Origin of the sequence: Kitasatospora sp. NPDC097691, assembly GCF_040302665.1 — a bacterium.
GTDB lineage: Bacteria > Actinomycetota > Actinomycetes > Streptomycetales > Streptomycetaceae > Kitasatospora.
Genome location: NZ_JBEORY010000020.1, coordinates 43,422 through 65,272 on the forward strand (window position 1 = coordinate 43,422; position 21,851 = coordinate 65,272).

Here is a 21,851-nt window from a genome sequence, read left to right on the forward strand (position 1 = left end):
CGGTTCATCCATCCAGTCGGGTGAATTCACTCAAGCGCCGCGCGGCAGAGTGTTCCCCTGGACACGGAGCGCAACCTACGATGCCGTAAGTTACGCCGACGTAGGCTCCGCTTCTCTCCCGTTCCGGGACGCCGCAAAGGGACGCCCATGACCATCCAGGCAGGCGAGGCGCGCGCGGGGACCGCCGCGCGCAGCACTCCGACCCCCGATCCCGACACCGCAGCCACGCAGCTGTCCGCCACCCGTGGCGGGGAGAAGCAGGGCATGGCCGAGCGGGCCGCGCTCGGCCTGTTCATCCTCGTGCCGTTCGCCGCGCTGCTGGCCGCCGTACCGGTGGCCTGGGGCTGGGGGCTGGGGTGGACGGACGTCGCGGTCACCGTCTCCATGTACTTCCTCACCTGCCACGGCATCACCGTCGGCTACCACCGCTACTTCACCCACAGCGCGTTCAAGGCCGGCCGGCCGATGCGCCTCGCCCTGGCCATCGCCGGGAGCCTCGCGGTCGAGGGCCCGCTGGTGCGCTGGGTCGCCGACCATCGCAGGCACCACCGGTACAGCGACAAGGAAGGGGACCCGCATTCGCCCTGGCGCTACGGCGAGGGCGTCCCGGCGCTGCTGAAGGGCCTGTGGTGGGCGCACATGGGCTGGATGTTCGACGAGGAGCAGACCCCGCAGCTCAAGTACGCCCCGGACCTCGTCCGCGACCCGGCCATAAGGCGGATCTCCCGGCTGTTCTGGCTCTGGACCACGATCTCGCTGCTGCTGCCCCCGCTGGTCGGCGGTCTGGTGACGCTGACCTGGACGGGCGCACTGTCCGCCTTCTTCTGGGGTTCGCTGGTCCGGGTGGCGCTGCTGCACCACGTCACCTGGTCGATCAACTCGATCTGCCACGCCGTCGGCCGGCGCCCGTTCCGCTCCCGCGACCGCTCCGGCAACGTGTGGTGGCTCGCGGTCCTCTCCTGCGGCGAGTCCTGGCACAACCTGCACCACGCCGATCCGACCGCGGCCCGGCACGGGGTGCTCCGCGGGCAGATCGACTCCTCGGCCCGGCTGATCCGCTGGTTCGAGCTGGCCGGCTGGGTCCGGGACGTCCGCTGGCCGGACGCACAGCGGATCGCCGCCCGCCGCACCGCATGAGGCGGCGCTTCCAGCATGATGTAGGGGTGAACGGGAGCAGCGCAGACACCACAGGCGGTCACCACGGCTCGCGGACGGACGCGGCGCCCGCTTCGGCGCCCGCCCGTCCGCGGGCCGCTGCACCGGCGGGCGGGGCGGCCGGCGGGGCCGACGCCCCGGCCGCCCCGCGCCGCCGGGGCGGCCGGGTCCGGATGACCGGCAAGCAACGGCGCGAGCAGCTGCTGGAGATCGGCCGGACGGTCTTCGCCGAGCGCGGCTACGACGGCACCTCGGTGGAGGAGATCGCCGAGCGCGCCGGGGTGTCGAAGCCCGTCGTGTACGAGCACTTCGGCGGCAAGGAGGGCCTGTACGCGGTGGTGGTGGACCGCGAGATGCAGCTGCTGCTGGACATGGTGACCGGGGCACTGACCGGCGGGCACTCGCGCGAGCTGCTGGAACAGGCCGCCTTCGCCCTGATGGACTACATCGACACCTCGACGGACGGCTTCCGGATCCTGGTCCGGGACTCGCCGGTGGCCCAGTCGACCGGCACCTTCGCCTCGCTGATCAGCGACATCGCGACGCAGGTCGAGGACATCCTGGGCCTGGAGTTCAAGTCGCGCGGCTTCGACGCGCGGCTGGCCCCGATGTACTCGCAGATGCTGGTCGGCATGGTCGCGCTGACCGGCCAGTGGTGGCTGGAGGTCCGCAAGCCGGACAAGGCGACGGTGGCGGCGCACCTGGTGAACCTCGCCTGGCACGGCCTGGAGGGCCTGGAGCGGCACCCGAAGCTGGTCGGCGACCGCAGGGGCTGAGCCCCGGCTACCGCTTGACCCCCACCGCGAAGATCCGCCGGAACGGGAAGACCGTCCCGGACGGCCCGGCCGGGTAGGCCTCGCGCAGCAGCCGCCCGTACTCGGCGAGGAAGGCGGCCCGGTCGGCCGGATCGGCGAGCCGGGTCAGGACGGGGCGCAGCGCGGTGCCCTTGACCCACTCCAGGACCGGGTCCGGCCCGGGCAGCGCGGTGAGGTAGGTGGTCTCCCAGACGTCCGGGTGGCAGCCGGCCGCGGCGAGGGCGTCGAGGTAGCGCGCGGGCGGGTGGACGCCGGGTCGGACGGCGTCCTCGCCGAGCAGGGCGCGCCAGCGGGTGCTGCGGCGCAGGTCGGCGAGCAGGGTGTGGCTGGGGGCGTCGAAGTTGCCGGGGACCTGGAAGGCGACGACGCCGCCCGGGCGCAGGGCGGCGGCCCAGCGCGGGACGAGGTCGAGGTGGCCGTCCACCCAGTGCAGGGCGGCGTTGGAGACGACGAGGTCGGGCCGGGCCGGGGCCGGGTCGTAGTCGCGGGCGTCGGCGAGCAGGTAGTCGGCGTCGGGTTCGCCCTCGGTGCGGGCGGTGGCGAGCATCGGTGCGGAGTTGTCGACGCCGGTGATGCGGGCGTGCGGCCAGCGTTCGCGCAGGACGGCGGTGGAGTTGCCGGGGCCGCAGCCGATGTCGAGGATCGTCTCCTCGCCGGGGTGCGGAAGGACGGGGACGCGGGCGAGCAGGTCGCGCAGCGGGCGGGTGCGTTCGTCGGCGAAGCACAGGTACTGCGCCGGGTCCCAGACGGTGGTGCTCATGGTTCACCTCGCAGGTATCTCGACATCAAGATATCTCGACGAAGCCTCGCTGGCATATTTCTCGATGTCAAGAGACTTCACATCGACACATCCACCGATACACTGATCGTCATGGAGGACGAGGTCGACAGGCTGGTCGCAGCATGGCGCCGGGAGCGCCCCGACCTCGACGTGGAGCCGCTGGAGGTGCTCAGCCGGGTCAGCCGGCTCGCCCGGCACCTGGACCGCGCCCGCCGCACCGCCTTCGCCGAGCACGGCCTGGAGCCCTGGGAGTTCGACGTCCTGACCGCCCTGCGGCGGGCCGGCACCCCGTACCAGCTCTCCCCCGGCCAGCTGCTCACCCAGACCCTGGTCACCTCCGGCACCATGACCAACCGGATCGACCGGCTCACCGGCAAGGGCCTGGTCAAGCGGCTGCCCGACCCGGACGACCGGCGCGGCGTCCTGGTCCGGCTCACCGACGACGGCCGCGACCGCGCCGACCAGGCACTCGCCGGACTGCTCGCGCACGAACGCGAGCTCCTCGCCCAGCTCACCTCCGGCCAGCAGACCGAACTCGCCGCGCTGCTGCGGCTGCTGATCGCCCCGTTCGACAACATCCCGGGCTGAGCCGCGACCGGCCTACGCCCGCTCGACGGTCGCCGCCACGGACGGCGGCGGTACGGACGGCGGCGGTACGGACGGCGGCGGTACGGGCGGCGGCACGGCCGGCTCGGCGGGGCCGACCCCGGCCCGGCGGGCGACCGCGACGGCGGCCAGCGTGGAGTGCACCCCGAGCTTGCCGAGTACGTTCTGCATGTGCGTCCGGACGGTGTGCGGCGACAGGTAGAGCCGCTCCGCGACGGCCTGCCGGCCCAGACCCGCGACCATGCAGCGCAGGATCTGCTTCTCCCGCGGGGTGAGGGTGTCCACCAGCCGCTCGCTCTCGGTGCGGTCCCGCCGCGCGGTGGTGAGTTCGCGGATCACCCCGGTGAGCAGCGCGGGCGGCAGGTGCGTCTCGTCCCGCAGCACCCCCCGGACCACCGCGAGCAGCCGGGCCAGTGAACTCTCCTTGGCCACCCAGCCGGTGGCGCCCGCGTGCAGGGCGCGGGCGGCGCGGTGCGGGTCGTCGGCGGTGGCCAGCACGACGGCGCGCAGACCGGGGTGGGCGCGGCGGAGGCGGGCGAGCAGGGTGATGCCGTCGGGCGGCGAGGCGGTGGGTCTGAGCTGGTCCGCCCGGAGCGGGTCCGCCGCCGACCGGGCACCGCCGGGCGGTGCGCCCGGCACCGCGGACGACAGCGCGGGCGACAGCGGGGAGGGCGCCCCGGGTGGTACGGCCGACCGTCGTGGCGGCGGTACGGGCGGGGCCGCCCGGCGCCGCGCCTCCTCGGCGGGATCCGCACCGGGCCGTCGGCGGGCCGTCGGCGGAGCCGCCCCGGGCGGCCCGACCGCTCCGCCCCCGCCGGCCCCACCGCCTCCACCGGCCCCGAGATCGGCATCGATCAGCGCCACGTCGTAGGCCCGGCCCTCGGCGGCGGCGCGCTCCAGCGCCCGCTCGGCGGCGGCCGCACTGCCGGCCGCGCCCACCTCCACGTCGGGCTCGGCGGCGAGCGCCGCGGCCAGTGCTTCGGCGAAGATCCGGTGGTCGTCGACCACCAGGACGCGAATCCGCCCCATCGTCCCTCCCCCTGCTCAGACCGCCCGAGCCGGGGAGCGGGGACCGGCCCGGCGTCCGCGTTCCGGACCCGCCGTTCCGCCCGCCCACCGGTGGCCGGTGAGATCGAAAGGGCGCCGGCCCCCACCGGTACCGCACTCAGCGTACGGGGTCGGGAAACGCCCTCGTGGCGATTTGGTGAAGTTTCGTCAGAAGGTGCGTGAGCAGCCGGACTTGCGCCCCGGGCCGTGCCGCGCCACCGCCGCGGTCGCCGCTCCCGGACGTTCCGGGTGCGGAGACCGCGACAGCCGGCGGCCGTGCCCGGCCCGCCTACCGGCCGTTCTTCTCCAGGGTGAACTTCCAGGCGTCGGCGACGATGTCGTCCAGGTTCGGGCGGCGCGGGGTCCAGCCCAGCGCCTCGTGGGCGCGGGCGGCCGAGGCCACCAGCACCGCCGGGTCGCCGGCCCGGCGACCGGCGACCTGCACCGGGATCTCCCGGCCGGTGACGCGCTTGACCGACTCGATCACCTCGCGCACCGAGAAGCCGCTGCCGTTGCCCAGGTTGCAGATCAGGTGCTCGCCCGGCTTGGCGGCGGCCACCGCCAGCAGGTGGGCCTCGGCCAGGTCCGCGACGTGGATGTAGTCGCGGATGCAGGTGCCGTCCGGGGTCGGGTAGTCGTCGCCGTACACCGCGATGTGCGGGCGCTGCCCGAGCGCGGCCTGGAAGACCAGCGGAATCAGGTGCGACTCGGGGTCGTGCCGCTCGCCGTACGCACCGTACGCGCCGGCCACGTTGAAGTAGCGCAGCGAGACGGCGGCCAGGCCGTGCGCGACGGCCTCGCTGGTGATCAGGTGGTCCACGGCGAGCTTGGTGGCGCCGTAGGTGTTGGTCGGCGCGGTGCGGGCGGTCTCGGCGATCGGCACGGCCTCCGGCTCGCCGTAGGTGGCGGCGGTGGAGGAGAACACGAGCTTGCGCACGCCCGCCGCGCGCATCGCGCTGATCAGCTCCAGCGAGCCGGCCACGTTGTTGCGCCAGTACTTCTCCGGGTCCACGACCGACTCGCCGACCTGCGAGGAGGCAGCGAAGTGCAGCACGCCCTCGAAGGAGCCGTCCAGGACCTCGCCGGCCTCCTGGATCCGGCCCTCGACGAACTCGGCACCGGCCGGAACGCCCTCGCGGAAGCCCGTCGAGAGGTCGTCCAGGACGGTCACCTGGTGCCCCGCCTCCAGCAGGTGGGCGGCCACCACACTGCCGACGTAGCCGGCGCCACCCGTGACCAGGTACTTACTCATGTTGCGACCTCCAGCGGGCGATGGTCCGCGCGGTGGGCGTGGCCATCGACGGAATCCGTACGACTGGGGCCATTCTCCCAACCCACCGGGGTGCTCCGGACCACCCGGGCGCCTGCTCGCACGCTTTTCACCAAGTCCTCAGCCCCCGGACATCCGCTCCAGCAGACCGGTGCGCGCCGCCACCGCGGCCGCCTCCAGACGGGTCCGCGCGCCGAGCTTCATCAGCACCCGCTGGACGTGCGTCCGGGCGGTGCTGGCGGCGATCCGCATCCCGGCGGCGATCGCGGCGGTGTCCTCGCCGTCCGCGATCCGGGCCAGCACCTGCACCTCACGGCGGGTCAGCAGCCGCAGCAGCCGGACGGCCTCGTCGTCCGGCTCGGCCGCCGGGCGCAGCAGTTGGTCGAAGGCACCGCGCAGGATGTCCACCGCGACGGCGGCCTCGCCCGCCCGGGCCCGCCCGATGGCCCGCTCGACCACCTCGATCCGCTCGTCGCTGGGCACGTACCCCGCCGCGCCGGCCGCGAACGCCCCGGCCACGCCGCGCAGTTCGCCCACCGGCCCGAGCACGATCACGGCCACCTCGGGACGCTCCCGGCGGATCCTGCGCAGCCCGTCGAAGGCGCCGGGCTCCCCCGGCGCGGCCACCCCCAGCAGGCACACCTCGGGCCGTCGGCCGGCCACCAGGTCCGCGGCGACACCGGCCGGGGAGCCCACCGCGAGCACCCGGTGACCGCGCAGCTGGAGCGCGGTGGCCAGCGCCTCGGCCAGCAGCCGGTGGTCGTCCACCACCACGAGTCGAACGCCCATGACGCCTCCCGGTCAGGGTTCGGCTCGCGCCCGCACCCTTCGGGCGGGCGGCCGATGACGCACCATCACAGCGCATTCCGTACCCGACCCGCCAGCCGTCGTGCGTCGGCTGCCGCCGGAAACGCGAAAGACCCCCGCCAGAGGCGGGGGTCTTCCAGTTGAGCCCCCATGCGGAATCGAACCGCAGACCTTCTCCTTACCATGGAGACGCTCTACCGACTGAGCTATAGGGGCTTGCCGGGTTTTTGTTTTCCCGGGCCGGTCGAACAAGGAAGACATTACACGGCCGTCGGCCCGGAAGGGAAATCGGCTCCGGGCCTGCCTGCTCGCTCCGGGCCCGCCTGCTCGCTCCGCAGTCTCGGCTCTCGGCGCGCGCCGCGGCCTCGACCCTCGGCGTGCGCTGCGGCCTCAGCCCTCGGCGTGCGCCGCGTCGAACTCCTGGCGGGCCGCCATCATCTGCCCGGCGCGACGCTCCGTCCACTGCCCGAGCGGCGCGACCAGCTCGGCCAGCTCACGGCCGAGCGGCAGCAGGTCGTAGACCACCCGCGGCGGCGTCTCCGGGAACACCGTGCGGAGCACCAGGCCGCTGCGCTCCAGGTTGCGCAACGACTGGGTGAGCATCTTGCGGCTGACCCCGCCGACCCCGCGCTGCAGCTCGGAGAAGCGCTGCGGCCCGCAGGCGGCGAGGCTCATCAGGATCAGCAGCGACCACTTGTCGGCCAGCTCGGCGAAGACCTCGCGGCTGGGACAGAGCCGGGCGAAGACGTCGAACGCCTGCGCCGCCTGCCCCTCCGTCGGTCGCTGCTCCTCGCACTGCCCCGCCCGGGCCCGGGTCACTTCCTCCGTCGTCATGCCATCCAGGGTAGCCCTTCGGTCTCCAATCCACTCTTGGTAACCAATGGAGACCTGGTCTATATTGGAGACCGCCAAGGGATCGGGGTCGGACCGGGCCGCCTCAGCGCGTCCTGCTCCCGGCCCCGCGCCCTGTCCTCTGCCCTCGCACCTGCCTTCCCACCGGCTTCCGCCGGTCCCACGCCGTCCCCCTGGAGCGCCCACATGACCGCCATCCGCCCGACCGTCGCCCTCGCCTACCACTCCGGCTACGGCCACACCGCCGTGATCGCCGAGGCCGTCGCCCGCGGCGCCGCAGCCGCCGGTGCCGAGGTCGTCCGGATCGCCGTCGACACCATCACCGAGGAGCAGTGGGCCCAGCTGGACGCCGCCGACGCGATCGTCTTCGGCTCCCCCACCTACATGGGCACCGCCTCCGGCGCCTTCCACGTCTTCGCCGAGGCCACCAGCAAGCGCTGGTTCACCGACGCCTGGAAGGACAAGGTCGCGGCCGGCTTCACCAACTCCGCCTCCAAGAGCGGCGACAAGGCGGGCACCCTCGGCTTCTTCCAGACCCTCGCCGCCCAGCACGGCATGAACTGGGTCAACCTCGGCCTCAAGCCCGGCTGGAACGCCACCACCGCGTCCGAGAACGACCTCAACCGCCTCGGCTTCTTCAACGGCGCCGCCGCCTCCTCCCCCTCCGACGCCGGCCCGGAAGCCGTCCACAAGGCGGACATCGCGACCGCCGAGCACCTCGGTGCCCGCGTCGCCGAGCACACCGCCGTGGTGCTGGCCGGCCGCGCCGCCCTGGCCGGCTGACCGGGTCCGCCCGACCTGCCCGACCTGCCCGACCCCCTCGCGCGCCTACGCCGCCGGATCCGCCCCCAGCAGGGGCGCCCGGCGGCGTCCGCCGTCCACCGCCCCGAGCTCGGCGCCGGTGGTCTCCGGCAGCAACCGCAGGCAGCCCAGGGCCAGCACGCCCAACCCCGCCAGGTACCAGCCCACCGGCTGCGCCGTCCCGTACGCCTCGGTCAACCGCGTCGCCACCAGCGGGGTCGTCGCACCGCCGATCACGCCGCCCAGGTTGTACGTCAGCGCGGCACCCGTGTAGCGCACCCGCGTCGGGAACAGCTCCGGCAGGAACGCCGCCACCGGCCCGAACATGCAGCCCAGCACCACCATCGCGCCCGCCAGCGCAACGAACATCAGCGACCGGCTCACCGTCTCCAGCAACGGGAACAGCACCAACGACCAGCCCGCGGCGAGGACCGTCGCCCACCACAGCGTCCGCCGCCGCCCCCACCGGTCGCTGCGCGCGGCACTCAGCCACACCGTCGCGGCCATCCCCAGCGCGCCGATCAACAGCATCGTCAGCACCAGCGTGCTCGCCACCCCAAGCCCCGAAGTCGCGTACGCCAGCGCGTACGTCGTGGTCAGGTAGAACAGCGCGTACCCCACCGTGATCGCCCCGCCGCCCGCCAACACCGGGCGCCAGTGCTCACGCAGCACCTCCAGCGACGGCGCCCGCTCCCCGCGCCCGGCCGAGCGGAACAGCGGCGACTCCTCGATCCGCAGCCGCACGAACAACCCCACCGCGACCAGCGCGAACGAGGCCAGGAACGGCACCCGCCAGCCCCACCCGCGGAACGCCCGGTCGTCCAGACCGAGTTGGAGAGCCAGGAACACGCCGTTCGCCAGCACGAACCCGCACGTCGGCCCCAACTGCAGGAACCCGCCGTACCGCCCCCGCCGCTCGGCCGGCGCGTTCTCCGCGATCAGCAGCGCCGCGCCACCCCACTCCCCGCCCAACCCGACGCCCTGACACACCCGCAGCGCCACCAGCACCGCCGGCGCCCACCACCCCCACGCGGCGAACCCCGGCAACACCCCCACCGCCGCCGTCGCCAACCCCATCAACAGCAGCGACACCACCAGCGTCGCCTTCCGCCCCACCCGGTCCCCGAAGTGCCCGAACACCACCGCCCCCAACGGCCGGGCCAGGAACGCCACCGCGTACACCGAGAACGCCGCCAACAGCGCCCCCACCGTGCCCAGTCCGGGGAAGAACACCGGCCCGAACACCAGGGCGGCCGCCGTCCCGTAGATGAAGAAGTCGTAGAACTCGATCGCCGTCCCGATCAGCGCCGCGACCGCCGCCCGACGCAACTGGCCTGCCCGTTCCGGCTGTTCTGCCTGCCTCGCCCGTTCTGCCTGCCCTGACCGCCCCGCCCGCCCCGGCTGTTCTGCCTGCCCTGACTGCCCCGCCTGCCAAGCACCCTCCGCATCCATACCACCACCCTCACCACCCCGCCCCACCCCCACCAGCCCCCACCCGGGTGACCACGGCGCACCACCGCAGACCCACGCCCGGCCCGCACTCCACGCGCCCCCGAGCCTCGCCGAACCCGGCACCACCGCACGTATGCTGACCGTCCGGAGACCATCTCGACATACGGGGGGAAACCGTGCCGGGCCCCTATTCACGCACCGCCTTCGCGGTCAATCCGGCCGCACTGGAAAGCTGCGGGCAGACCGCCCGACACCTCGGCGGCCAGATCCCGCCCGAGACGACGAAGATCACCGCACCCAGTGACCAGGCCGCCGCCGCCCTCCGGGGCTGGCTCACCGGTCCCGCGGTCCACGACTGCGCCGCCGACTGGAAGACCCTGCTGGACAGGCTCGCCGCCGACATGGGCAACAGCGGCACCAAGCTCTCGACCGCCGCCGCCGACTACCGCCGGAACGAGCAGGACCTGTCCACGGCCCTGAACGGCGGCCCGGCAACCACCCCGTGCGGCTACCGGGCCCCGGCCGCCGACCCGTTCGGAACCGTCCTCACCAAGGACCTGTCCCCGGCCGCCGAAGCCGCCCGGACCAACGGCACCGGAAAGGCCCCGTGAAGCCGATGGACATCGCCACCCTCCGGAACGCCGACATCAACGGCATCACCGCGGCCGGAGCCGCCTACGACACCCTCGTCACGGCGTTGGGACGGCACGCCGAGTCCTGGCAGCACGAGGTCGCCGACCGGCTCGGCGCGGCGCAGTGGACCGGGACCGCCGCCGAGAGCGCCACCGCCGAGATCCAGGCGATCAGCACCCAGCTCCGACTCGCCGCCCAGGAACTCTCCTTCGTCAGCCGGGCCCTCGCCGAGGCCGCCGAAGGCTTCGCCGCCGCCCAGGCACACCTGATCAACGCCCTGGACGACGCCGAGAAGCAGAAGTTCACCGTCGCCCCCGACGGGCGCATCACCTGGGACGACGAGCCCACCTCCGCAAACTACCCGGGTGACACGGCCGAAGAGACCGCCAAGGAACTCGGCCGCCGGATCACCGCCGCCCTCGACGAGGCCGCCCACGCCGACTCGGAGATCGCGCAGCGGCTCGGCCACCTCGCCCACAACGCGAGCAGCGGCACCGGCCTGGACGCCGCCACCGTCCAGAAGGACCGGGAAGCGTTCGCCGCCCGCGAGGCCGTGCCTCCCGCCGGAACCGATCCGGAGACCGTGAAGCGCTGGTGGGACAGCCTCACCGAAGCCCAGCAGCAGCGCTTCGTCCTCAACCACCCCGACCGGGTCGGCAACCTCGACGGCATCCCCGCCGCCGCCCGCGACCAGGCCAACCGGATCAACCTCGCGCGGAGCAAGCAGGACCTGCAGACCCGGCTCGACCGGCTCGGCCCCGAACCCGAGCAGTTCCTCGGCTGGGCCAAGGGCGAGCCCATCCCGAACCCCGCCTACGCCGAATGGCACCGCCGGCAGCAGGACCTGCGGGAGAAGCTGACGGCGATCGCGGCCATCGAGGGCCGCCTGACCGGCGACAGGCCGGCGTCCCGCGACGGCACCCCGGCCTTCCTGCTCGGCTACGACACCGAGGGCAACGGACGCGCGATCGTCTCCGTCAACAACCCCGACACGGCGGACAACGTGGTCACCCTGGTCCCCGGCACCACCTCCCGGCTCGCCACCGCCATCGGCGACGTCGACAAGGCCGACGAGATGGTCAAGGCCGCCGACCGGACCGACCCCGGCAGCCCCAGGACGACCGCCGCCATCGCCTGGGTCGGCTACGACGCCCCTCAGAACATCTTCCCGGAGGCGGCCACCGACTCGTACGCCGAGAACGCCGAGCAGGACCTGGCCCGCTTCCAGAACGCCCTGCGCACGACCCACGAGGGCACCCCCTCGCACAACACCCTCATGGGCCACAGCTACGGCAGCGTCGTCGTCGGCTTCACCATGCGCGACCACACGCCGCCGGTGGACGACGTCGTCCTCGTCGGCAGCCCCGGCGTCGGCGTCGACCACGCCAAGGAACTGAACATCGACCCCTCCCACGTCCACGTCGCCCGGGGAAGCCAGGACACGATGATCAAGACCGCCGCCGGCACCGGCCTCCTGTTCGGACGTGACCCCATGGACACCGACTTCGGCGCCCGACACCTCCCCGCCGGCACCACCGACCACTCCCACTACTGGCTCCCCGGCACCGAATCCGTCAGGTCCTTCGGCGCCGTGATCACCGGCAACGGGAACGACCGGTGAGGCCACACCGCACGATCGCGGCAGCAGTGACCGCCGGCGTGCTGTGGACCGTCCCGGCGTGCACCGGGGACTTCGACGCCCCCACGATGACGCGGGCCCAGGCGAAGCAGCAGACCGCGGACTACGCGGGGCAGGCCATCGCCGACCTGCCCCAACCGGTCACCGCGGCCGGCGGGCGGGAGAACGGCACCAACTGCTTCAAGAACGACGCCCCTTCGGAGTACGACGGCCGAGTCGTGGAGGTGACCGAGAAACGGCTCTCCGGCATCCCGACGGACCACCAGGCCGAATACGTCGAACGGCTCCGGGCCCGGATCGAGTCCATGGGATTCCAGCGGGACGACTCCGGAGCCCTGCCAACGTCCATCCACTTCACGAACGCCGCCAACAGGTTCACCGGCTCCATCGACGGCATCGGCAGCTCGTACGGGATGCTCGTGATCGGCTTCACCTCCCCCTGCGTGTGGCCCAACGGCACCGAACCACCCCGCTGACCACCCGCCACCCGACCCGGCTACCGCCCGTACGAATCGCCCACCGCCCCGGCACCCGACCTCCGCCGCCGCACCACGCCGAACACCACCCCGGCCACCAGCACCAGCCCGGCCACCACCCCACCCACAATCGGCAACGCCCCGCCCGTCCCCGACGACGCACCTGCCGCCACGCCTGTCGGACTCGGCACCGACGACGCGGGCGCCGACGCACTCGCCGAAGCAGAAACCGACGGAGTCGCCGACGGCGAAGCCACGTCCGCCGGAAGCGGCGACACATCCGCCGGCCCGGGATCACCCGGATCCGTCAACGCGATACGCGGCCGAACCGCACCCCACCCCGCACCATCCGTACGGACGTCCCCGCCATTGGGCCGACCTGCAGTGTTGATGAGCACCCGCAGAATCTGATTCGCAGTCCACTCCTTGTGAACCGCCCAGATCAGCGCTGCCGAAGCAGAAACCAAAGCAGTCGCGTCAGACGTCCCATGACCCTTGCAGTAGCCGGTGGAAGCCGTGCAAGCAGCGATCACATCCATGCCAGGGGCCATGAGAGCAACCTGCGGACCGCGCTCGGACTCGTCCGTCACCGTGCCATTCCGGTCGATAGCCCCAACGCCAACCACATTCGGCAACCCGGCCGGATATTCGACAACATTTCCCTGCTGCCCTGAATTTCCAACACTGGCGACCACAAGGGTGCCCTTCGCCCGCGCATTCGCAAGGATGCGATTGATCTTCACAAGATCATCCGACGTGGCGGCAACCGCATTCGTTCCTAGCGAGATACTGATGACCTTCGCACCTTGATCGACCGCGTAGTTCACGGCCTGGCCGATCTGATCAAGGAAGTCGGTCGTAGTGACAGTCCCCTCCGACCCGCTATTGATCTTCAGAGGAAGGATCTTCGCGCCAGGCGCGAGGCCGTAGGCACCGTTCCCAGCGCGGTTCCTACCCGTACCTGCGATGAGGCTGGCCATTCCGGTGCCATGCCCGCTGGGGTCGACGCCGACGCCATTAGAACCGTCGCTGAAGTCCTTCCCCGGGAGGAACTGCCCGACCAAGTCCGGATGATCCAGCTTGAATCCTCCATCGATCACCGCGACGGTGACACCCTCCCCCTTGGAGACCTTCCACATCTCCGGGGCGTGCATGGCGTCCAGGTGCCACTAATCAGCGCGGATCGAATCGTCGGCAACCGCCGACGCCACCGAAGCCCCCAACACGTACACACCCGCGACCCCCATAGCCGCAAAGCGCCGAGCCCACACCCAGCGACCCATCTCCTGCCCCCCAATGGCTTGAACTATGTCCTGTACGGGTTGTCCTCCGGCGCCACCACATCCATCGGCTGCTGCTGCGGCACCGGTGGCACCTGGCCCCCGGAAGGCTCAGCCGCCGACTTCCGCCGCCGCACCACGACGAACACCACCCCAGCCACCAGCACCAGCCCGGCCACCAGGCCACCCACGATCGGCACCGTGCTGCCCGACCCCGACGACGAATCAACCTTTGGTTGCGCCGGCGCCGCCACGCCCGTCGGACTCGGCACCGACGACGCGGGCGCCGACGCCGACGGAACCGCCGCCGGCGAAGCCGTGTCAGCCGCGAGCGGCGACACATCCGCCGGCCCAGGATCACCCGGATCCGTCAACGCAATACGCGGCCGAACCGCACCCCACCCCGCATCATTCGTGCGAATATCCCCGCCGTTCGGCCTTCCCGCCGTGTTGATGAGTACCCGCAGAACCTGATTCGCAGTCCACTCCTTGTGAACCGACCAAATCAGCGCGGCTGACGCAGAAGCCAAAGCGGTTGCATCGGATGTCCCATGGCCCGTGCAGTAACCAGAAGGAGCCGTGCAAGCCGCAATCGTGTCCTGGCCGGGGGCAACGAGCGCAACCTGCGGACCCGTCTCAGACTCCTCCGTCACCGTTCCGTTTCGGTCGACCGCTCCGACACCTACAACATTGGGAAGCGCGCCCGGGTATTCGGCCAGGTTCCCCGACTTTGCCGAATTCCCGACACTGGATAGCACGAGCGCGCCCTTTGCCCGGGCATTCGAGAGAATCCGGCTAAGTTTGGCCGAATCAGCCGGAATCGCCGTCACCGCCGAGACACCCTGGGAAATGCTGATGACCCTGGCGCCCTGATCGACAGCATATGTGACCGCCTGGCCGATCTGATCAAGGAAATCTGCCGTGACCGCGGTCCCCACGGATCCGTTATCGATCTTGAGTGGCAGGATCTTGGCGCCCGGGGCCAGTCCGTACGCCCCGTTTCCCCCGCGGTTCTTTCCCGTTCCCGCGATGAGGCTGGCCATCATCGTTCCGTGTCCGTCACCGTAGGAAGCCACACCGCCCGGGCTTCCGCTGAAGTCCTTACCTGGAAGGAACTGCCCCACCAAATCCGGATGATCCAGCTTGAAACCCCCGTCGATCACCGCAACGGTGATCCCGTCGCCCTTGGTGACCTTCCACATTTCCGAAGCGTGCATGGCATCGAGGTGCCATTGAGCCGCACGAATGGAATCGTCGGCAACCGCCGGCGCTGCAATCGGGCCGACCACGATTCCCGCCGCCAGAAGCGCCACAGCGGCAGCCCGCCAACGTGCTCGTGTGTCCGTCCGCCCCATCACAACTCCTCGTCACTCTCTTCACCGACCGGGAAGCGTGCCCCGAACAAGCCTGCCCGGCCACTGGGCGGGCCCAGTGGCCGGGCAGTCGTTGCCGATCTACTCAATCACGTCCGGATTGCTGTTCGGCGTACCGCTGGTCCAGGTCTCCTCGTCCTCGTGCAGGTAGTCGGCGCGGCTGCGGCGGTCGCGTTCCTTCCGGTTGCCGTGACCCGCCATACCCGGGGCCATCATGCCGTTCTGCCCGGACCGGGCCCCGCCCTCGGCGGCTCCCGCTGCGGCCGCGCGGTTGCGCAGGCCCGAACCGCCCGGCGTGAACTCCCCGCCGGCAGTCGGGCCCTTGCGGCCGCCGACCGTGCCACCCGTGGTCGAGGACAGGCCCCGGCCGCGCGAGCCGCCGCTCCCGCCGACGACACCGTGGCCGCCACCCATGCCCGGGTGCATGCCCATGCCGTTCATGCCGTTCTGCCCGCCGACGCGGCCGCCACCCGGCCCCGCTTCACGAGAGCCGAAGACCGTCCCGGAGGGAATGCCCGGGGTGCCGTTCTTCCCGGCGGTCTGGCCGCCAAACGGCGCTCGGGGGTTGACGCTGCCGCCCTTGCTGGGAACGTAGTCGGTGCCACCACCCTTGGTCTGGACCGAACCGCCCCCGGGCCCGACCGGGAAGCCGGGCATCGGGCCCCCAACCGGAGTGTTGGGCCCGCCGCCCGGTCCGGTGGGGCCAGTCGGGTAGGTCGGAGTGGTGGTCGGTCCGCCCGTCGACACGGGGCCACCGCCCGGACCGGTCTGGGTCGGCGGCGCGGTCGGCAGGCTGTCCAGCCCGGTACCCGGACGGTTGACCGGGTCCGACGGATGGGTCGGCGGGATCGAGGTACCCGGATCCTGCGGGTTGGGAGGCAACTGGCCGCCGCTGTACGGAGGAGTCGGGGTGGTGTGGCCCCCACCGGGCGACCCGGTGGAACCCGACCCCGGGTTGTACGACGTCACCGAACCGCCGCCGTAGTTGCCGCCACCGGACGGGCTGTAGCCGCCGCCGACGCTTCCTCCGCTCACACGGGGACTTCGGAGGGAACCACCGTGGCCACCCCCGGAGCTTCCACCGCCCGTGTACTCCGACTCCCCGCCTCGGTTACGCTCCGTCTCAGGCGTCCCCGGAAGCGTCACATCGTCAGGGATCCCATTCAGGGTTGCCGTTGCCGCGGTGTACGCCTGCGCCAGGTTCTCCACCTGATGGACTGCTTCCTGCCGCTCCTTCTCGACCGTCGCCTTGGCCTGCTTGTAGTCCGCCTCGGTCACCCAGGCGTTGCCCTCCGGGGTCCCGCTCGCCTTCATGTACTGGTCGATTGTCTGACCAACCGCCGAGAGCTTGGTCTCCACGCCGGCGGGAGCCGTCTGCCTCTCGTACCTGGCGACTACATCCACAGCATTCTGCGGAACCGGAGGCATCGCGACCTTGGCGGTGCTGAGCGCCTCACCGGCCTGGGTCATCGCACCGCCGGCGGTCGTCGAGTGCTGCCCGATGATGTCAGCGGACTTGTAGAGGTTGCCGACCCAGGATTTGAAGTTCTCGGCCGCCGGTCCCTCCCAGTGGACCTGGCCGAGGTGTGCCTGGAGGGCAGTGCTGAGCTCCCCCAGTACGCGACCGGCGTCCTGGAGCTGAGCAGCCCGCTTCAACACCACATCGGGCATCGTCTTGTCGACCACCGCCCTGAGGGCGGGATGCTTCATGTCGTTGTACTTGGATTCGCCTGCCATGGTCTCTTCCCCGTCTCCCCGTGTGTGGCCCCGCGTCCGCTATCAGAGGCCCGCGTTGGACCGCGACCCGTTCGACCCCGCCGACGGTGAGGTGTAGCCCGCATTCGTCGCGACCGCCTTCTGGTCGGCGGTCGTGTTGTCCTCGTTGGTCGTGTAGCTGCCATGCGTCGTCGCGATGGCTTCCTGCATCGTCTGGATCTGCTTCACGAAGTCCTTGTGGAACTTGACCAGCTGAGTGTGGACCTTGCCATAGGCGGTCGTGAGGGCCGTCGCCTCATCGAACTTCGCGCTGGCGAAGTGCGCGGTCTCCACCTTCTGCTCTTCGAGCTTGTACGGCGCGGCCGCCGAGCCCTCCATCGCGGCGAGCAGGGCCTCGACCTTGGCGGCGAAGTTGGAGAGCGTCTGCAGCTCCACCTTGACGTCCTGCTTGCCGAACGCCGACACCAGGTCGTTGGCGCTGAAGTTCGTCTGCACGGTGCTGACGACGCGGTTGATGCCGAAGCCGAAGGGGCCGAACGGGTCGCTCAGCATGAACGGCGTGTCGTCCGGGCCCGCCGGGGTGTTCGGGTCGGTACCCGGGGTGCTCGGGTCGGGAGTCGGCGCAGGACTGGGCGAAGGATTCGGCGACGGACTCGCCGAGGAGGTCGGAGTCGGGCTCGGAGCCGGGCTCGGCGAGGGGCTCGGCGTGGAACTCGGCGCAGGGGTCCCCGACGGGCTCGGGGACGGACTCGCCGAAGGGCTCGCCGACGGAGTCGGCGTTCCCGAACTTGATGCACCATTGCCTGCCACAGCAGTTCACCTCTCCCCCGTACGGCCGGTCGCTCCCCGGCACCCGGGGGCTTCCGTGCCGCAACGCAACACACCGTCAACTTCTGGGTCGTGCAGTCGTCGTACCGTCCTGGTCGGCGAACCGCCCGCCCTGTGGGCGGTTTTCGCCTCCGTCATCGTAGCCACCACCTCTGTCGGACGGGCAGGGCCCTTGGCCCGCGCGTACGCGATCGGTACGAACTTGACACGTACAACCCGCTTCCGGGCTGCTCGGTAGACTGCTCCGGTACGCCCCATCTGCCGCGCAATGTCGCACAGCAGCGACTCCTGGCCGCAGAACGGACGTGTCCGCATGAGTTCCCCGATGGCCCGTTCCTGGTGGGCCCGCGCCGTGCGGCCCGCGCGGCCGCCGTTGCCGCTGGCGCTGATGGTTCGGGCGGCGGTGGGCATGGCGGTGCCGTTGGCGGTGGGTCTGCTGGTGCACCGGCTGGATCTGGGGGTGTTCGCCGGGCTCGGGGCGATGCACGCCACGATGAACGACCGTGCCGAGCCGTCGCGGCTGCGGGCGGCCCGGATCGGGACGGCCGTCCTCGCCTCCGCGCTGGGCATGCTGGTCGGTACCGCCCTTCAGCGCGCCGATGCCGACGGTCCCACCCTGGGTGCCGCGCTGACGTTGACCGCTTTCGCTTCCGGCGCCCTGAGCGCGACGGGTCCGCGGGGGTCGGCGGCGGGGATGCTGCTGTTGGTGTCGGCCGCGCTGGGGAGCGGCATGCCGCTGCCGGGGCCGTGGTGGGCGGCGGCGCCGATGATGCTGGCCGGGGCCGGGCTCGTGGTGCTACTCGGGTTGCCGGCGGGGACACCGGGTCGGCCTGCGGCGGATCCGCGCAACCGGGCGCTCGCGGCCGCGTACGACGCGCTCGGTCGGACGCTGGCCGACCTGGGGACGTCGCGGGCGGCGGCCTCGCGCCGGGTGCTGACGGCCCGGCTGAACCAGTTCCAGGACCTCTTGCCAGGGAAGCCCAGGAACCCCGGGAAGGCCGACAAGAACCTGAGCCGCCCGAACGCCCCGACGAGTCGCATGTACGAGGCCGCCCTCGCCGCCACCGAGGCGGCGACGGGCCTGTTGTGGGCCCGGCGCCCGGTGCCGCCGGAGGTCGCGGAGGTGCCGAACCGGCTGGCGGCGGCGGTGCGGCAGGGCGGCGGCGAGGTCGTGGTCCCCGGGTGGCGGCCGGACACGCCGGCCCGGCAGGCCCTGGACGTGGCCCTGCGGGCCGCCGCCGACACCGTGGCGGGCCGCGACGTGCGGCTCGGCACCGCGCCCGCCCCCGCGCCCGATCCGTGGCGGCTGCGGGTGCGGCTGCTGTCCGGGCCGTCGGTGCGGTACGGGCTGCGGGTCGCGCTGTGCATCGCGGCCGGTTCGGCGGTCACCGCCAACTACCCGCTCAGCAGGAGCTACTGGGTGCCGATGACGATCGCCTTCGTCCTGAAGCCGGACTTGGGGTCGGTGTTCCTGCGTGCGGTGAGCCGGTCGGTCGGCACGGTGCTCGGGGTGGCTGTGACCGCGGCGCTGCTCGTGCTGACCACCGAGGAGTGGGCGCTGGCGGTGGTCGCCGCGCTCTGTGTGGCCCTGCTGCCGTACGCCACGGCGGCGCACTACGGGCTGAGCACCGTCGTGATGACACCGATGGCGCTGGTCCTGATCCAACTCGGCGGCCAGAGCGGCGCGGCGGAGTTCTGGCCCCGGGTCCTGGACTCGGTCCTGGCCAGTGCGGTCGTCCTGCTCTTCGGGTACCTGCTGTGGCCGGAGCGGCCGCGCCACCGGATCGAGCCCCGGCTGGTGGCGGCGACGACGGCGCTGCGGGCCTACCTCGACGCGGTCGCCACCGGGCGCGCCGAGCGGGCCGAGGTGTGGCTGCGCCGTACGGCCTACCGGTCGCTGGCGGATGCCCGCCAGGAAGTGCGGCAGGGGCTGGTCGAACCGCCGCCGACCGGCCGGCTGGCGGAGCGGTGGCTGCCGGCGACGGCGGCGCTGGAGCGGCTGGGTGGCGCGGTGGCGGCGTTCGCGGCGCAGGTCCGGTACGGCGGCCGGGTGCCGGACCCGGCCGAGGTCGACCGGGTGCGCCGGGCGTTGGACGAGCTGACCGCCGCCGCCCGCGCGCACCGTCCGCCGACCACGCCGACGGACGCGGCGGCCACCCCGAGAGACGTGACCGGTCCGACCACGCCGAGAGACGAGCTGCACGACACACCGCACGACACACCGCACGACCCCACGCTCAGCGCGCTGGGCCGTGCGGCGGACGAACTCGAAACGCTGCTGGCCGGGAGCTAGCCGGACCGCCGGGCTCAGACCGGCTCAGACCTGCTCGGCCAGCTCCAGCCAGCTCATCTCCAGCTCCTCCTTCTCGTCCCGGACCGCGCGCAGCTGCCCGTCCAGCTCCGCGACCTTGGAGAAGTCGGCGGCGTGCTCGGCGAGTTGGGCGTGCAGCTTGGCCTCCTTCTCGTCCAGCTTGGCGATCTGCCGCTCCAGCTTCTGCATCTCCTTCTTGGCCGCCCGCAGGTCCCCGCCGGACAGCCCGGGAGCAGCGGCGTCGGCCACCGGGGCAGTGGCGGCGACGGGGGCGGGGGCAGCCTGGGCGGCCATCCGGGCCCGCCGCTCCAGGTACTCGTCCACGCCGTTGGGCAGCATCCGCATCTTCTTGTCGCCGAGCAGGGCCTGGACGACGTCCGTCGTCCGCTCGATGAAGAAGCGGTCGTGGCTGATGACGACCATCGAGCCGGGCCAGCCGTCGAGGAGGTCCTCCAGCTGGTTGAGCGTCTCGATGTCCAGGTCGTTGGTCGGCTCGTCGAGGAACAGCACGTTGGGCTCGTCCATCAGCAGCCGCAGCAGCTGGAGGCGGCGGCGCTCGCCGCCGGACAGGTCGCCGACGGGCGTCCACTGCTTGTCCTTGCCGAAGCCGAACTGCTCGCACAGCTGGCCGGCGCTCATCTCCCGGCCCTTGCCGAGGTCGACCCGGGAGCGGACCTGCTCGACGGCCTGCAGCACCCGGATCGCCGGGTCCAGCTCGGCGACCTCCTGCGACAGGTAGGCCAGCCGCACGGTCTTGCCGACCTTGATGACGCCGGACGCGGGCTGCACGTCGCCCTCGCTCGCGTACGCGTCGCGCATGGCGCGCAGCAGCGAGGTCTTGCCGGCGCCGTTGACGCCGAGCAGGCCGATCCGGTCGCCGGGGCCGAGCTGCCAGGTGAGGTTCTCCAGCAGCAGCTTCGGGCCGGCCTTGACGGTCACGCCCTCCAGGTCGAAGACCGTCTTGCCGAGCCGCGCGTTGGCGAACTTCATCAGCTCGGACTTGTCACGCGGATCCGGCACGTCGGCGATCAGCGCGTTGGCCGCCTCGATGCGGTAGCGCGGCTTGGAGGTACGGGCGGGGGCGCCGCGGCGCAGCCAGGCGAGCTCCTTGCGGGCCAGGTTCTGGCGCTTCTGCTCCTCGACGGCCTCGATCCGGGAGCGCTCCGCGCGCGCGAACACGTAGTCGGAGTAGCCGCCCTCGTACTCGTGCACCTCGCCGTGCTGGACGTCCCACATCCGGGTGCAGACCTGGTCGAGGAACCAGCGGTCGTGGGTGACGCAGACCAGCGCGGAGCGGCGCTTCTGCAGGTGCTCGGCGAGCCAGTTGATGCCCTCGACGTCGAGGTGGTTGGTGGGCTCGTCCAGGACGATCAGGTCGGGCGAGCCGAGCAGCAGCTTGGCGAGGGCGATCCGGCGGCGCTCGCCGCCGGAGAGCGGGCCGATGACGGTGTCCAGGCCGTCGGCGAAGCCGGGCAGGTCGAGGCCGCCGAAGAGGCCTTCGATGATGTCGCGGATCCGGGCGTCGCCGAGCCACTCGTGGTCGGCCCGGTCGGCGATCACCTCGTGCCGGATGGTGGCCTCGGGGTCGAGCGAATCGTGCTGGGTGAGGACGGCCATCTGCAGCCCGCCGGAGTGGGTGATCCGACCGCTGTCGGGTTCCTCCAGCTTGGCGAGCATCCGGATCAGGGTGGTCTTGCCGTCGCCGTTGCGGCCGACGACGCCGATCCGGTCGCCGTCGCTGACGCCCAGGCTGACCGCGTCCAGCAGGGTGCGGGTGCCGTAGACCTTCGTGACGGACTCGATGGTGGCGAGGTTGACGGCCACGTGTGCTGCGCTCCTGGGTTCGGCGGTCGCGGGGCGGCCCGCCGCCCCTGAATCGGGGACACCCCGATCTCCCCAGCCTAATGGGCTCGCAGCGGCACCCTCACCGCGCTGCTCCGCCCACGGCACGGGCCCCGCGCCGCCCGCACGCTACTCCAGGAGCAGCACGGCCCCGTGCCGCCCACACG

General features: G+C 72.2%; 19 protein-coding genes and 1 tRNA gene. 8 read left to right on the top strand and 12 right to left on the bottom strand.

Translation table 11 applies throughout. The features are described 5' to 3' along the window. Window positions 1-147 precede the first annotated feature (147 nt). Entirely contained in the window at window positions 148-1,137 is a 990-nt protein-coding gene (locus tag ABTY56_RS16630) for an acyl-CoA desaturase (RefSeq protein ID WP_350629516.1), read from the top strand. A gap of 191 nt (window positions 1,138-1,328) precedes the next feature. Continuing rightward, window positions 1,329-1,931 (top strand): TetR/AcrR family transcriptional regulator, encoded by a 603-nt coding sequence (locus tag ABTY56_RS16635; protein ID WP_350629600.1) that lies wholly within the window; start codon window positions 1,329-1,331, stop codon window positions 1,929-1,931. A gap of 7 nt (window positions 1,932-1,938) precedes the next feature. Here ABTY56_RS16635 and ABTY56_RS16640 read toward each other — a convergent pair whose 3' ends face one another. Then, complete coding sequence (locus ABTY56_RS16640) at window positions 1,939-2,730, bottom strand: methyltransferase domain-containing protein (RefSeq protein WP_350629518.1); 792 nt, start codon at window positions 2,728-2,730, stop codon at window positions 1,939-1,941. A 111-nt stretch (window positions 2,731-2,841) separates the two neighbouring features. On the opposite strand from ABTY56_RS16640, the gene ABTY56_RS16645 reads away from it, so the two are divergent. Beyond that, window positions 2,842-3,339, top strand: a complete 498-nt coding sequence (locus tag ABTY56_RS16645; RefSeq protein ID WP_350526134.1) for a MarR family winged helix-turn-helix transcriptional regulator — start codon at window positions 2,842-2,844, stop codon at window positions 3,337-3,339. 12 nt (window positions 3,340-3,351) lie between these two features. Here ABTY56_RS16645 and ABTY56_RS16650 read toward each other — a convergent pair whose 3' ends face one another. The 5 genes from ABTY56_RS16650 to ABTY56_RS16670 form a co-directional block, all read right to left on the bottom strand. After that, window positions 3,352-4,386 carry a LuxR C-terminal-related transcriptional regulator gene (locus ABTY56_RS16650; RefSeq protein ID WP_350629520.1) on the bottom strand — a complete coding sequence of 345 codons (1,035 nt, stop codon included), beginning with the start codon at window positions 4,384-4,386 and terminating at the stop codon, window positions 3,352-3,354. Window positions 4,387-4,693: 307 nt separating this feature from the next. After that, window positions 4,694-5,656: a UDP-glucose 4-epimerase GalE gene (gene galE / locus ABTY56_RS16655; protein WP_350629522.1), complete on the bottom strand. Its 963-nt coding sequence runs from the start codon at window positions 5,654-5,656 to the stop codon at window positions 4,694-4,696. A 138-nt stretch (window positions 5,657-5,794) separates the two neighbouring features. Continuing rightward, the gene (locus ABTY56_RS16660; protein ID WP_350629524.1) at window positions 5,795-6,463 is read right to left on the bottom strand and encodes a LuxR C-terminal-related transcriptional regulator; all 669 of its coding nucleotides are present in this window, start codon (window positions 6,461-6,463) and stop codon (window positions 5,795-5,797) included. Window positions 6,464-6,624: 161 nt separating this feature from the next. After that, window positions 6,625-6,697 (bottom strand) — tRNA-Thr (locus tag ABTY56_RS16665). A gap of 174 nt (window positions 6,698-6,871) precedes the next feature. Then, window positions 6,872-7,315 (bottom strand): winged helix-turn-helix transcriptional regulator, encoded by a 444-nt coding sequence (locus tag ABTY56_RS16670; RefSeq protein WP_350629526.1) that lies wholly within the window; start codon window positions 7,313-7,315, stop codon window positions 6,872-6,874. 204 nt (window positions 7,316-7,519) lie between these two features. Here ABTY56_RS16670 and ABTY56_RS16675 point away from each other — a divergent pair, with 204 nt between their 5' ends. Beyond that, complete coding sequence (locus ABTY56_RS16675) at window positions 7,520-8,116, top strand: flavodoxin family protein (RefSeq protein WP_350629527.1); 597 nt, start codon at window positions 7,520-7,522, stop codon at window positions 8,114-8,116. A 45-nt stretch (window positions 8,117-8,161) separates the two neighbouring features. Here ABTY56_RS16675 and ABTY56_RS16680 read toward each other — a convergent pair whose 3' ends face one another. Next, on the bottom strand, window positions 8,162-9,463 hold the full coding sequence (locus ABTY56_RS16680; RefSeq protein WP_350629528.1) for an MFS transporter: 1,302 nt from the start codon (window positions 9,461-9,463) through the stop codon (window positions 8,162-8,164). Window positions 9,464-9,762: 299 nt separating this feature from the next. Here ABTY56_RS16680 and ABTY56_RS16685 point away from each other — a divergent pair, with 299 nt between their 5' ends. The 3 genes from ABTY56_RS16685 to ABTY56_RS16695 are packed head-to-tail and all read left to right on the top strand — an operon-like array spanning window position 9,763 to window position 12,334. Then, window positions 9,763-10,197: a WXG100 family type VII secretion target gene (locus ABTY56_RS16685; RefSeq protein WP_350629529.1), complete on the top strand. Its 435-nt coding sequence runs from the start codon at window positions 9,763-9,765 to the stop codon at window positions 10,195-10,197. 5 nt (window positions 10,198-10,202) lie between these two features. Next, a complete protein-coding gene (locus ABTY56_RS16690) occupies window positions 10,203-11,840 on the top strand; it encodes an alpha/beta hydrolase (protein WP_350629601.1) in 1,638 nt (545 codons plus the stop codon). Then, window positions 11,837-12,334, top strand: a complete 498-nt coding sequence (locus ABTY56_RS16695; protein ID WP_350629530.1) for a hypothetical protein — start codon at window positions 11,837-11,839, stop codon at window positions 12,332-12,334. The genes ABTY56_RS16690 and ABTY56_RS16695 overlap by 4 nt, the downstream gene beginning before the upstream one ends. Window positions 12,335-12,354: 20 nt before the next feature. On the opposite strand, the gene mycP is transcribed toward ABTY56_RS16695, so the two are convergent. From mycP to ABTY56_RS16715, 4 genes are all read right to left on the bottom strand, one after another. Next, window positions 12,355-13,488, bottom strand: coding sequence for a type VII secretion-associated serine protease mycosin (mycP, locus tag ABTY56_RS16700; RefSeq protein WP_350629531.1), 1,134 nt, complete (start codon window positions 13,486-13,488; stop codon window positions 12,355-12,357). Window positions 13,489-13,640: 152 nt separating this feature from the next. Then, window positions 13,641-14,927, bottom strand: a complete 1,287-nt coding sequence (locus ABTY56_RS16705; RefSeq protein ID WP_350629532.1) for a S8 family serine peptidase — start codon at window positions 14,925-14,927, stop codon at window positions 13,641-13,643. 141 nt (window positions 14,928-15,068) lie between these two features. Further along, window positions 15,069-16,724 (bottom strand): WXG100 family type VII secretion target, encoded by a 1,656-nt coding sequence (locus tag ABTY56_RS16710; RefSeq protein ID WP_350629533.1) that lies wholly within the window; start codon window positions 16,722-16,724, stop codon window positions 15,069-15,071. 42 nt (window positions 16,725-16,766) lie between these two features. Next, complete coding sequence (locus ABTY56_RS16715) at window positions 16,767-17,255, bottom strand: DUF2563 family protein (RefSeq protein WP_350629534.1); 489 nt, start codon at window positions 17,253-17,255, stop codon at window positions 16,767-16,769. A 589-nt stretch (window positions 17,256-17,844) separates the two neighbouring features. Here ABTY56_RS16715 and ABTY56_RS16720 point away from each other — a divergent pair. Next, entirely contained in the window at window positions 17,845-19,824 is a 1,980-nt protein-coding gene (locus ABTY56_RS16720; protein ID WP_350629535.1) for an FUSC family protein, read from the top strand. A gap of 24 nt (window positions 19,825-19,848) precedes the next feature. Here the strand turns inward: ABTY56_RS16720 and ABTY56_RS16725 are convergent, their stop codons facing one another. Next, window positions 19,849-21,666: an ABC-F family ATP-binding cassette domain-containing protein gene (locus ABTY56_RS16725; RefSeq protein ID WP_350629536.1), complete on the bottom strand. Its 1,818-nt coding sequence runs from the start codon at window positions 21,664-21,666 to the stop codon at window positions 19,849-19,851. Window positions 21,667-21,851 lie beyond the last annotated feature (185 nt).

Coding starts and splice junctions, on each gene's coding strand:
- ABTY56_RS16690 (WP_350629601.1), top strand. CDS start 10,203: ATGGACATCGCCACCCTCCGGAACGCCGACATCAACGGCATCACCGCG.
- ABTY56_RS16715 (WP_350629534.1), bottom strand. CDS start 17,255: ATGCTGAGCGACCCGTTCGGCCCCTTCGGCTTCGGCATCAACCGCGTC.
- ABTY56_RS16710 (WP_350629533.1), bottom strand. CDS start 16,724: ATGGCAGGCGAATCCAAGTACAACGACATGAAGCATCCCGCCCTCAGG.
- galE (WP_350629522.1), bottom strand. CDS start 5,656: ATGAGTAAGTACCTGGTCACGGGTGGCGCCGGCTACGTCGGCAGTGTG.
- ABTY56_RS16630 (WP_350629516.1), top strand. CDS start 148: ATGACCATCCAGGCAGGCGAGGCGCGCGCGGGGACCGCCGCGCGCAGC.
- ABTY56_RS16645 (WP_350526134.1), top strand. CDS start 2,842: ATGGAGGACGAGGTCGACAGGCTGGTCGCAGCATGGCGCCGGGAGCGC.
- ABTY56_RS16675 (WP_350629527.1), top strand. CDS start 7,520: ATGACCGCCATCCGCCCGACCGTCGCCCTCGCCTACCACTCCGGCTAC.
- ABTY56_RS16640 (WP_350629518.1), bottom strand. CDS start 2,730: ATGAGCACCACCGTCTGGGACCCGGCGCAGTACCTGTGCTTCGCCGAC.
- ABTY56_RS16650 (WP_350629520.1), bottom strand. CDS start 4,386: ATGGGGCGGATTCGCGTCCTGGTGGTCGACGACCACCGGATCTTCGCC.
- ABTY56_RS16660 (WP_350629524.1), bottom strand. CDS start 6,463: ATGGGCGTTCGACTCGTGGTGGTGGACGACCACCGGCTGCTGGCCGAG.
- mycP (WP_350629531.1), bottom strand. CDS start 13,488: ATGCACGCCCCGGAGATGTGGAAGGTCTCCAAGGGGGAGGGTGTCACC.
- ABTY56_RS16720 (WP_350629535.1), top strand. CDS start 17,845: ATGAGTTCCCCGATGGCCCGTTCCTGGTGGGCCCGCGCCGTGCGGCCC.
- ABTY56_RS16670 (WP_350629526.1), bottom strand. CDS start 7,315: ATGACGACGGAGGAAGTGACCCGGGCCCGGGCGGGGCAGTGCGAGGAG.
- ABTY56_RS16635 (WP_350629600.1), top strand. CDS start 1,329: ATGACCGGCAAGCAACGGCGCGAGCAGCTGCTGGAGATCGGCCGGACG.